The following is a 10821-nucleotide window of genomic DNA, read 5'->3' as shown; positions in this document are numbered from 1 at the left end:
CCACGTTTGACGCGAGGCATGTGATTACTCCTTGTTCGTCGTTAATTAAATACCACGGCCGGGCAACATCTGTGCCATGTGACCCATATTGGTCTCATGAACAGCTGTGGAACCGCGCAAATGGCGTTTATTTTTGGTGGTCTTCTTGGTCAAGATGTGACGTTTGAAGGCTTGACCGCGTTTAACGGTGCCACCTGGACGGACGCGGAAGCGTTTTTTCGCCGCGCTCTTGGTCTTCATTTTGGGCATATTCATGCTCCTTCTACATTGTGCTCGTGAGGCGTCTGCAAACTATTTGCAGCCTTGTTGGCCCCGAGCCACTTTTGAGTGGCGGTTCTTAGTTCGCCACTTTTAAGTAGCGCTTTTTAGTTCGCCACTTGTGTGGCAAGTATGACCTCGCCACTTCCCGCAGCGCACCGGTTACGTAACCCGTGCACCGCAAAACTTTTACGACGCGACAACCGGTGCTGCGTCAGCTGTCGGCTTCGCCGCAATCTTCTTCTTGCCAGGCGCGATCATCATGATCATCTGGCGCCCTTCGAGCTTGGGAAATTGCTCAATCAAAATCAAATCGCCCAATTCACTGCGAATACGGTTCAACAAGGCCATGCCGATTTCCTGGTGGGTAATCTCGCGCCCCCGAAAACGCAGCGTGATCTTGCATTTGTCACCTTCGGCCAAAAAGCGCTTGATATTGCGCATCTTGATGTTGTAGTCGCCGTCATCCGTGCCTGGACGAAACTTGATCTCTTTGATCTCGATAACCGTCTGCTTGGCCTTCGCTTCCGCCGCCTTCTTCTGCTCCTGGTACTTGAATTTTCCGTAATCCATCAAGCGACAGACCGGCGGCACTGCCGTGGCAGAAATTTCAACCAGATCAACATCCAGCTCACCCGCCATACGCAGCGCCTCCATCAGGCTAACCACTCCCAGCGGCTCGTTTTCAACTCCAGAGAGTCGAACATCTGGAGCCATGATTTCCCGATTCAGGCGATGTTTGCGTTCTTCACGGTGACGGCGGTCACGAAATTCAGTAGCGATGGCTTAATCCTTCACAAATTCTGCTACGAAAACCGTAGCTACAACCGCCTTATGCGCGCGGACAAACTGCAATCTCGCTTGGTATCAGCTTAGACAACAGACTTGTGAGTGATGTCGCCTGCGATTATTTGCACGAATGCATCGAGGGACATCACACCGAGGTCTTGACCACCCCGGGCGCGCACTGCAACGGTACCCGCTGCCTTTTCTTTGTCACCCACGACAAGGATATAAGGCAGCTTCTGCATTGAATGCTCGCGTATTTTATACGTAATTTTCTCATTGCGCAGATCTGTCACTACTCTAAGCTCTTGATTTGGCAGTGATTTTTTCAATTTGTCGGCAATTTCGCGACAATATTCGGCATGTGCGTCGGTGATATTGAGCACCGCAACCTGCACCGGCGCCAGCCAAGCGGGCAAGGCACCGGCACTTTCTTCGATCAAAATCCCGATGAATCGCTCCAGACTGCCCACTATGGCGCGGTGCAGCATCACCGGCCGGTGACGAGCGCCATCCTCACCGACATACTCGGCATCCAGCCGCTCAGGCATGGAAAAGTCCACTTGAATGGTGCCACATTGCCAGTGGCGTCCAATTGCGTCCTTGAGTGTGTATTCGATCTTGGGGCCATAAAACGCGCCCTCCCCGGGTGAAATTTCATACTCGCAACCAGATGCTTGCAGACTTTCAATCAACGCGGCTTCGGCTTTGTCCCACACTTCGTCAGAGCCAATGCGCTGCGCAGGACGGGTGGCGATCTTGTAAATGATGTTCTTGAAACCAAAATCGGTATAGACCTTCTGCAGCAGCGCCGTGTAATTGACGCACTCTTGAAGAATTTGGTCTTCAGTGCAGAAAATATGGCCGTCATCCTGCGTGAAGCCGCGCACCCGCATGATGCCGTGCAGCCCGCCTGAAGGCTCGTTGCGGTGGCACTGGCCGAACTCGCCGTAGCGCAAGGGCAAATCACGATAGCTTTTGATGCCCTGTTTGAAGATCAGGATATGACCCGGGCAGTTCATCGGTTTCAAGGCATATTCGCGCTTTTCCGACTCGGTCGTGAACATGTTCTCGCGGTACTTGTCCCAGTGACCCGTTTTCTCCCATAGGGTCTTGTCCAGCACCTGCGGGCCCTTGACCTCCTGGTAGCCGTTGTCGCGATACACCTGTCGCATGTATTGTTCAACCCCCTGCCATAGCGTCCAGCCCTTGGGATGCCAGAACACCAAGCCAGGGGCGTGGTCGTCAATATGAAACAAATCGAGCTCACGCCCGAGTTTGCGGTGATCGCGCTTCTCTGCTTCTTCGAGCATCGTCAAGTGCTGCTGCAACTCGTCCTTCGTGGCCCAGGCCGTGCCGTAGATTCGCTGCAGCATTTCGTTGCGATGATCGCCGCGCCAATAGGCACCGGCGAGTTTCATCAGCTTGAAAAACTTGAGCTTGCCCGTGCTGGGCACATGCGGCCCGCGGCACAGGTCTTCGAACTTGCCTTCGCGGTAGAGCGACACATCCTGATCCGCAGGAATACTTGCAATGATCTCCGCCTTGTAATGTTCACCCAAGCCCTTGAAGTAGGCCACCGCTTCATCGCGGGGCAATACTCGCCGTGTCACGGGCTCGTCTTTGGCGGCCAGTTCGATCATCTTTTTCTCAATGGCCATCAAATCTTCCGGCGTGAAGGGTCGCCTGTAAGAGAAGTCATAGAAAAAACCATGCTCAATCACCGGGCCGATGGTGACCTGCGCGTCGGGAAACAGTTCTTTAACGGCGTACGCCAACAGGTGGGCCGTGGAGTGACGAATGACTTCCAAACCATCGGCATCTTTGGCCGTGATGATGGACAAAGGGCTGTTCGCTTCGATCAGATAACTGGTGTCAACCACCTTGCCATCAACCTTCCCCGCCAGCGCCGCCTTGGCCAACCCCGCACCAATGGACGCCGCTACCTCGGCCACCGTCACCGGACCGGGATAGTCGCGTTGGGAGCCGTCAGGAAGTGTGATTTGAATCATGATGAAAAACCAGAAGGATGTAGAGCAAAAGAAAAGCGCGGAACTTGCCGCGCTTTACTATGAATTTTGTAGCTGCCAGCGCACAAGGCGCGCGGACTAGCGGCTTGCAGGCTGTATAAACTTTGCCGATGTAGTTCGCGGTGTCATAACCAGACTGCCTTTCTCGCTCTTGTTGCAGGGTTGAGGCGTCGAGTTTAACAAAAAAGGGCCTGCGTCACCCATTGCTGGATGACACAAGCCCTTTATTGACTCAGCAATGCTGCTTAGTGGAACTGCTCTTCTTCGGTGGAGCCAGTCAGCGCGGTCACGCTGGACTTGCCGCCTTGAATCACGGTGGTGACTTCGTCGAAGTAACCGGTGCCCACTTCTTGCTGGTGCGACACGAAGGTGTAACCACGGTCACGAGCGGCGAACTCGGGCTCTTGCACCTTCTCGATGTAGGCCGTCATGCCACGTGCCACGTAGTCCTGCGCCAAGTCGAACATGTTGTACCACATGGAGTGGATGCCGGCCAGGGTGATGAACTGGTACTTGTAACCCATGGCGCCCAGTTCTTTCTGGAACTTGGCGATGGTGGCATCGTCCAGGTTCTTCTTCCAGTTGAACGATGGCGAACAGTTGTAAGCCAACATTTTGCCGGGGTGCTTGGCGTGCACTGCATCTGCAAATTTCTTGGCGAATGCAAGGTCAGGCGTGCCGGTTTCGCACCACACCAGATCGGCGTAGTCAGCGTAAGCGATAGCGCGGGAGATGGCTTGATCCATGCCCTTGTTGGTCTTGTAGAAGCCTTCAGCCGTGCGCTCGCCGGTCAGGAATGGCTTGTCGTTCTCGTCGTAGTCGCTGGTCAGCAAGTCAGCCGCTTCAGCATCGGTACGGGCGATCACCAAGGTCGGCACACCGCAGACGTCAGCCGCCATACGCGCAGCGATCAATTTTTGGCAAGCTTCAGCGGTCGGCACCAAGACCTTGCCGCCCATGTGACCGCATTTTTTGACCGACGCCAACTGGTCTTCCCAGTGCACGCCTGCCGCACCGGACTTGATCATGGCCTTCATCAGCTCAAACGCATTCAACACACCACCGAAACCAGCTTCGGCATCAGCCACGATCGGCGCGAAGTTGTCAATGTAGCCCTTGTCGCCAGCGTCAATACCTCTGGAGTGCTGAATCTCATCAGCGCGGCGGAACGTGTTGTTGATGCGCTCGACCACAGTCGGCACCGAGTCCACCGGGTACAGTGACTGGTCCGGATACATGGACGCGTACGAGTTGTTGTCAGCCGCAACTTGCCAGCCCGACAAGTAGATGGCCTTCACGCCAGCCTTGACTTGTTGCATGGCTTGACCGCCGGTCAGTGCGCCCAGGCAATTGACGTAGGGCTCTGTGTTCACCAGATTCCAGAGTTTCTCAGCACCGCGGCGAGCCAAGGTGTGCTCAATCGGGAAAGAGCCACGCAGACGCACGACGTCAGCGGCGCTGTAACCGCGCTTGATACCTTTCCAGCGGGGGTTGGTGGCCCAGTCTTTTTCGAGGGCGGCGATTTGTTGTTCGCGGCTCAATTGTTCGGTGATGGTTTGCGGCATGAAATCACTCCTTAGGTAAATTAAAACAGTCTGCACCGGTCGCTCGGTTGATCCAGTGCGCATGGAGCAATTCTAAGTCTTCTATAAGACTTTTATTAATCTTATGTCTTATAGAAGACATAAATTAAATTGAATTTAATCAATAGCTTGCAATTTATAATTCTCAATGTGAAATTGAATTTTTCATCTTGAGAAAAATAAACACGACGCAAAAATTCAATATTTTATAATATGAAAAGTGATTTTTATATTGTAAAAACGAGCCAATCGTTCTTCTACTGAATCTCAAAACGCATCAACGGACCGCCGCAACGGCCAAGGTACCGGCACTCCGGAACGCCGCCGACATCTCTTGCGCACGCCTGCGTTGCGCGCGCGACATCCAGAGGCTTGCAAGTACCACCCCGACACTGACGACAGCCACCGTCAGTGTCGCCACCGTGTTGACACTGGGACTCAAGCCCAGCCGGGCACGGCTGAAAATGATGATTGGCATGGTGGTGGAACCCGGGCCCGAGAGAAACGCGGAAAGCACCACATCATCGAGCGACAAAGTGAAAGTCAAAAGCCAGGCCGAGCCGATGGCCTGCGAAATCAGCGGCAAGGTCACCAGAAAGAAAACCTGCCAAGGGCGGCAGCCCAAATCCTGCGCTGTCTCTTCCAGTTGGGGGCTCATTTCCTGCAAGCGCGACTGCACCACAACCGTGGCGTAGGCCATGCCAAGCAAGGTGTGGCCGAACCAAATCGTCATCAAGCCACGATCCGGGAAACCAAAGGCACGCTGGACCGACACCAGCATCAGCAGCAATGACAAGCCAATGATGACTTCCGGCATCACCAGAGGTGAATTCACCATGCCGACAAAAAATGTGCGCCCCGCAAAGCGCTTGAAGCGGGTCAAGGCCAGCGCCGCCAAGGTGCCCAGCAGCACCGACGCACAGGCTGTTAAAAACGCAATTTCCAGGGACAACTTGAAGCCGGCAATCAGCTCGACGTCGCGGGCTAAAGCTTCATACCAGCGCAAGGACCAGCCGCCCCAACTGGTGACCATCGGGCTGCCGTTAAAACTCAGCACAACCAGAGTCAGTATCGGGAGGTAGAGGAAAGCAAATACGGCGCCCATCCACACCCTGGACGTCACGCGACCCGCATTGAACTTCATGCGCGGCCTCCCGCCGTGCTTTCAGCCTGGTACTTGTTGAACAGGGCCAGCGGAACAATAACCAGCAACACCATGACCACCGCCACCGTGGCAGCCATGGGCCAGTCGTTGTTACTGAAAAATTCATCCCACAACACCCGTCCAATCATCAGGGTCTCAGGGCCCCCCAACAATTCGGGAATCACGAACTCCCCCACGCAGGGAATGAAAACCAGCGCCGAGCCGGCAATGATGCCGCTCTTGGACAGCGGCACCGTGATGCGCCAAAACGCCTGCCACGGCGTCGCGCCGAGATCTTGCGCCGCCTCCAGCAAGCGCAAGTCCATTTTGACGAGATTGGCATACAAGGGAAGAATCATGAACGGCAGATAGGTGTACACCATGCCCAAGACCAAAGAAAACGGCGTATTGATCATCTTCAGCGGTTCTGAAATCAGCCCTGCCTGAATCGCAAGATTGTTGAAAACGCCGTTGTCGGTCAACAGCATTTTCCAGGCGTACACACGCAATAAAAACGAGGTCCAGAATGGCAGCATGACCAGCATCAGCAGGGCGGGGCGCGTGCTGGCCGGGCTTCGCGCCATGAAGTACGCAAACGGATAGGCCATCAGCAGGCAAATCGCGGTCGTCAAACCGGCGAACTTCAGTGAACTCAGGTAGGTCTGAAAATAGAGGTCATCCTGCGCGATAAAAATGTAATTGCCAAGCTTGACCTTGAGCTGCAGTACGCCATCAGCCCACACAAACAGGTCTTTAAAAACCGCGTTGTCCATTTCGGACACGCTGATCTTGAAAACCACCAGAAACGGCAATAAAAAGAAAACCAGCAGGAATGCCAGCGGCAAGCCAATGACGGCCGTTCGGCCCCAAGCCCCGGTGAGCTTGTCGTACAAAGAGAGTCTCGGTGCGATGGCCGCGCTCATAGCCTTGTCACCTTGTCAAAACCACAACATCACTGCCACACCACCACACATACACCCGGTCGCCCCAGGTCAGCTGCGTGGCATCGTGTCGCGCGGCGTTGGTGTGCGTGACCTTGACAACAGTTGTTCCCCCGTCCAGCTGGACGTGGTATGTGGTGAGACTGCCAAGGTAAGCCAAATTCTTGATCACGCCCCGCGCGAGGTTGAACCCGACCTGCGCCGGTGACTCCCGCTCCTCATCATGAGGAGGTCTCTGCTGGATACTCATTTTTTCGGGCCGCACGGCGACGTGGACCGGCATACCACTCGTGCCTGTGATGCCATGGCTCACGTAGTGCCGACACTCGGGGGACGCAATAACAACGTGGTCAGCTTCGTCGACCTCAACGGTGCCCTGGAACAGATTCACACTGCCAACGAAATCGGCCACAAAGCGGCAATTCGGTGTTTCATAAATCTCTGCGGGCTGCCCGATTTGCAAAATCTTGCCGTCGCTCATCACGCCGATTCGCGTGGCCATCGTCATGGCTTCTTCCTGGTCGTGCGTGACCATGACACAGGTGACGCCCACTTTTTCGATGATGTCCACCAATTCAAGCTGGGTTCTCTCGCGCAACTTCGCATCCAGCGCGCCGAGGGGTTCATCAAGCAGCAACAGCTGCGGTCGCTTGGCCAGGCTGCGTGCCAGCGCTACGCGCTGCTGCTGGCCACCCGAGAGTTGGTGCGGTTTGCGTTTCGCATAAGGCTTGAGCTCCACCAATTCCAGCATCTGATCGACGCGTGCCTCAATTTCCGCCCTGGGCAGCTTATCCCGACGCAAGCCAAACGCAATGTTGTCCCACACGCTGAGGTGGGGGAACAGCGCATAGCTCTGGAACATCATGTTGATCGGGCGCTCGTACGGCGCGAGTCCGACGATGTCCCGCCCGCCCAATAGGATCTGCCCGGATGTCGGCAACTCAAACCCCGCCAGCATGCGCAACAGCGTGGACTTGCCACAGCCCGAGGAGCCCAGCAAGGCAAAGATTTCACCCTGCTGGATATCCAGGGACACATCGTCCACCGCAAAGACCTCATCGAATTGCTTGACGACCCGTTTGATTTGCAAAAATGGCGCTACGCCTTGTTGCCCGACTTCTTCTATCTGCTCGCCCATCCAACTGTTTCCCATCGCAGTACGCAACTCATTCCCCTGAAAATCGATCGAACGTGGTGAAAATCAGAATGGTAACCGCCGTGCCACGGCCCCCACGCACGCCATCCCTAGCTCAACCAACCCTTCTTTTTGACATCCTGGTAGGTCAAATCCAGGCAGCGAACAATCAAGGCCACCATTTCATCAATTTGGGAGTGCGTCATGGTGAGTGGCGGCGCAATAATCATGCGGTCTCCCACGGCCCGCATGATCAGGCCATTGCGGAAGCAGTGCCCCCTACAGATCATGCCCACCGACAGACTCTCGTCAAAGCGCTCACGACCTGCCTTGTTTTTGACCAGCACCAGCCCGGCCATGAAACCGCATGTTTCAGCCATCCCAACCAAGGGGTGTTCGCCGATTTCCAGGTAACGTCGGGCCAGATAAGGGCCAATATCATCGCGCACGCGCTGGGGCAACTGTTCGCGCTCCATGACACCCAGATTGGCCAAGCCCACGGCACACGCCACCGGATGTCCGCTGTAGGTGTAGCCGTGGTTGAATTCGCCGCCTTTGTCAATCAGTACTTTGGCAACCCGGTCCCCCACCATCACGCCACCCAAGGGGATGTAGCCACTGGTGACGGCCTTGGCGAAGGTCACCAGATCAGGTTGGTAGCCAAACTTTTCATAACCAAACCAATGCCCGAGCCGACCAAAAGCGCAAATCACCTCATCACTGATCAGCAGAATTCCGTACTTGTCAACAATGCGCTGGATCTCCGGCCAGTAGGTCGCAGGCGGAATAATGACGCCACCCGCGCCCTGGATCGGCTCGGCGATGAACGCGGCCACTTTATCCGCGCCGAGTTCGAGAATTTTCGTCTCCAGCCAACCGGCAGAACGAATCCCGAAGTCGGCTTCGCTTTCACCGGGTCGGCCATTTTCAAAAAAGTAAGGCTGCTCAATGTGCGTGATGTTGGGTATCGGCAGGTCCCCTTGCGCGTGCATGCCACTCATGCCACCCAAAGAGGCGCCCGCCATCGTACTGCCATGGTAGGCATTCAGCCGACTGATGATGACCTTGCGCTGCGGTTGGCCCAGCAGGTCCCAATAGCGGCGCACCATGCGCACGTTGGAGTCGTTGCTTTCACTGCCGCTGGATGCGTAAAACACATGCTGGAAGCTGCGTTCACCCACGTTGGGTGCCAATTCGGCCAGCTTGGCCGCCAGCTGAACCGCTGGCACGTTGGTGGTCTGGAAAAAGCTGTTGTAGTACGGCAGCGTCATCATCTGGTGATGGGCGGCGTCGGCCAGCTCTTGGCGTCCGTAACCCACATTCACACACCACAAACCGCTCATGGCATCGAGCAGGCGAACGCCCTCGGAATCCCAAACGTAGATGCCTTCGCCTTTGACCATCACGCGAGCGCCTTGGCTCGACAAGGCCTTGAAGTCGGTGAAGGGATGCAAGAAGTGGGCACTGTCCAGTGCCTGGATCAGGGCCGTATCAACAGCGCTATTCATCAAATTTTCCTTTATTTGAAAACGCCGGGATTAAACGTGGAGCAACAGGTGCTCGCGCTCCCAGGGTGAAATCACTTTCATGAACTCGTCAAACTCCAGCTCCTTGATTTCCGAGTAGACCGTGATGAACTCCTTGCCCAATACTTCGTGCAGATCCGACTCACGGCGCAGCCAGTCCAGCGCTTCACCCAGACTGCGCGGAAGCGCATACGGCGCCAAGTAAGCATCCCCTTTCATTTCTGGCTTGGGTTTGATCTTGTTCTTGATCCCCAGATAGCCGCATGCCAGCGTCATCGCCATGGCGACATAAGGATTGGCGTCGGCGCCGATGACGCGGTTTTCAACGCGACGCGCTTCCGGCGACGAAATCGGGGAGCGAATACCCACGGTCCGGTTGTCGTAACCCCACTCAATGTTGATGGGAGCGGCCGTGTTGCGGGACAAGCGGCGGTAGCTGTTGACGTAAGGCGCCACCAGCACCATGGCCGCGGGAATATAGCGCTGCAAGCCGCCGATGTAATGCATGAACATCTCGGACGGCGTTCCGTCCGCGTTGCTGAAAACGTTCTTGCCGGTTGCGACATCGAGCAAACTTTGGTGCACATGCATCGCGCTGCCCGGCTCGCTTGCAATGGGCTTGGCCATGAAAGTGGCGTACATGTCGTGGCGCAACGCCGCTTCGCGCACCGTGCGCTTGAAAAAAAACACCTCGTCCGCCAGCCCCATGGGTTCAGCATGAAAGAAGTTGATTTCCATCTGACCCGCGCCGACCTCGTGGATCAAGGTATCGACGTTCAACTCCATCTTGTCGCTGTAGTCGTAAATTTCCTCGAACAGCGGATCGAATTCATTGACGGCATCAATGCTGTAGGCTTGGCGCGAGGTCTCGGCACGACCGCTTCGGCCTATGGGTGGTTTCAACAAGGTGTTGGGATCGGTGTTGCGGGCCGTCAGATAAAACTCAAGCTCCGGCGCCACAATCGGCAGCAGGCCTTCCGCCGCAAACAGGTCACAGACCTTGCGCAGCACGGTTCGGGGCGCGAAAGGAACCAGGTTGCCCTGATGGTCAAAACAGTCATGGATGACCTGCGCCGTCGGGTCGGTGGCCCAGGGCACGATGCGCACGGTCGAGGGGTCCGGGCGCAGCTGCATGTCCTTGTCGGTGGGGTCAATCACGTCGTAGTAGGGACCACTTTCCGGGAACTCCCCCGTGACACCCATGGCCACAACGGCCTGCGGCAAGCGCATGCCACGATCTTCGGTGAACTTGGCTCGTGGCAGAATTTTCCCGCGTGCGACGCCGGTCAAGTCGGGCACCAGACACTCCACTTCAGTGACGCGCCGTTCATTGAGCCATTGCTCCAAATCATTGAAGTTCATTGTTTTCTTGTCGTTCATCAAATGCTCCTGGCTGCGGTCTGCAGCACCTGATTTGC

9 protein-coding genes are annotated in these 10821 nt (G+C 55.8%); all 9 read right to left on the bottom strand.

The window, feature by feature from the left end:
- Positions 1-45: 45 nt before the first annotated feature.
- Positions 46-249 (bottom strand): 50S ribosomal protein L35, encoded by a 204-nt coding sequence (gene rpmI, locus B3V69_RS18210; RefSeq protein WP_142814204.1) that lies wholly within the window; start codon positions 247-249, stop codon positions 46-48.
- A 198-nt stretch (positions 250-447) separates the two neighbouring features.
- Positions 448-1041, bottom strand: a complete 594-nt coding sequence (infC, locus tag B3V69_RS18205) for a translation initiation factor IF-3 (protein WP_296448508.1) — start codon at positions 1039-1041, stop codon at positions 448-450.
- 89 nt (positions 1042-1130) lie between these two features.
- Positions 1131-3056: a threonine--tRNA ligase gene (thrS, locus tag B3V69_RS18200; RefSeq protein ID WP_296448500.1), complete on the bottom strand. Its 1926-nt coding sequence runs from the start codon at positions 3054-3056 to the stop codon at positions 1131-1133.
- A gap of 263 nt (positions 3057-3319) precedes the next feature.
- Positions 3320-4639, bottom strand: coding sequence for an isocitrate lyase (aceA, locus tag B3V69_RS18195; protein ID WP_296448498.1), 1320 nt, complete (start codon positions 4637-4639; stop codon positions 3320-3322).
- A gap of 295 nt (positions 4640-4934) precedes the next feature.
- Positions 4935-5801, bottom strand: a complete 867-nt coding sequence (locus tag B3V69_RS18190) for an ABC transporter permease subunit (protein WP_296448497.1) — start codon at positions 5799-5801, stop codon at positions 4935-4937.
- The gene (locus B3V69_RS18185; RefSeq protein WP_296448495.1) at positions 5798-6724 is read right to left on the bottom strand and encodes an ABC transporter permease; all 927 of its coding nucleotides are present in this window, start codon (positions 6722-6724) and stop codon (positions 5798-5800) included. The genes B3V69_RS18190 and B3V69_RS18185 overlap by 4 nt, the downstream gene beginning before the upstream one ends.
- 7 nt (positions 6725-6731) lie before the next feature.
- The gene (locus B3V69_RS18180; protein ID WP_296448493.1) at positions 6732-7880 is read right to left on the bottom strand and encodes an ABC transporter ATP-binding protein; all 1149 of its coding nucleotides are present in this window, start codon (positions 7878-7880) and stop codon (positions 6732-6734) included.
- Between the two features lie 107 nt (positions 7881-7987).
- The gene (locus B3V69_RS18175) at positions 7988-9385 is read right to left on the bottom strand and encodes an aspartate aminotransferase family protein (RefSeq protein WP_296448491.1); all 1398 of its coding nucleotides are present in this window, start codon (positions 9383-9385) and stop codon (positions 7988-7990) included.
- A 30-nt stretch (positions 9386-9415) separates the two neighbouring features.
- Entirely contained in the window at positions 9416-10783 is a 1368-nt protein-coding gene (locus tag B3V69_RS18170; RefSeq protein WP_296448507.1) for a glutamine synthetase family protein, read from the bottom strand.
- Between the last annotated feature and the right edge of the window lie 38 nt (positions 10784-10821).

Origin of the sequence: Rhodoferax sp. UBA5149, from assembly GCF_002413825.1 — a bacterium.
Lineage (GTDB): Bacteria > Pseudomonadota > Gammaproteobacteria > Burkholderiales > Burkholderiaceae_C > Rhodoferax.
This window is presented reverse-complemented; position numbering and strand designations above follow the sequence as displayed.

Coding starts and splice junctions, on each gene's coding strand:
- rpmI (WP_142814204.1), bottom strand. CDS start 249: ATGCCCAAAATGAAGACCAAGAGCGCGGCGAAAAAACGCTTCCGCGTC.
- thrS (WP_296448500.1), bottom strand. CDS start 3,056: ATGATTCAAATCACACTTCCTGACGGCTCCCAACGCGACTATCCCGGT.
- aceA (WP_296448498.1), bottom strand. CDS start 4,639: ATGCCGCAAACCATCACCGAACAATTGAGCCGCGAACAACAAATCGCC.
- B3V69_RS18190 (WP_296448497.1), bottom strand. CDS start 5,801: ATGAAGTTCAATGCGGGTCGCGTGACGTCCAGGGTGTGGATGGGCGCC.
- B3V69_RS18185 (WP_296448495.1), bottom strand. CDS start 6,724: ATGAGCGCGGCCATCGCACCGAGACTCTCTTTGTACGACAAGCTCACC.
- B3V69_RS18180 (WP_296448493.1), bottom strand. CDS start 7,880: ATGGGCGAGCAGATAGAAGAAGTCGGGCAACAAGGCGTAGCGCCATTT.
- B3V69_RS18175 (WP_296448491.1), bottom strand. CDS start 9,385: ATGAATAGCGCTGTTGATACGGCCCTGATCCAGGCACTGGACAGTGCC.
- B3V69_RS18170 (WP_296448507.1), bottom strand. CDS start 10,783: ATGAACGACAAGAAAACAATGAACTTCAATGATTTGGAGCAATGGCTC.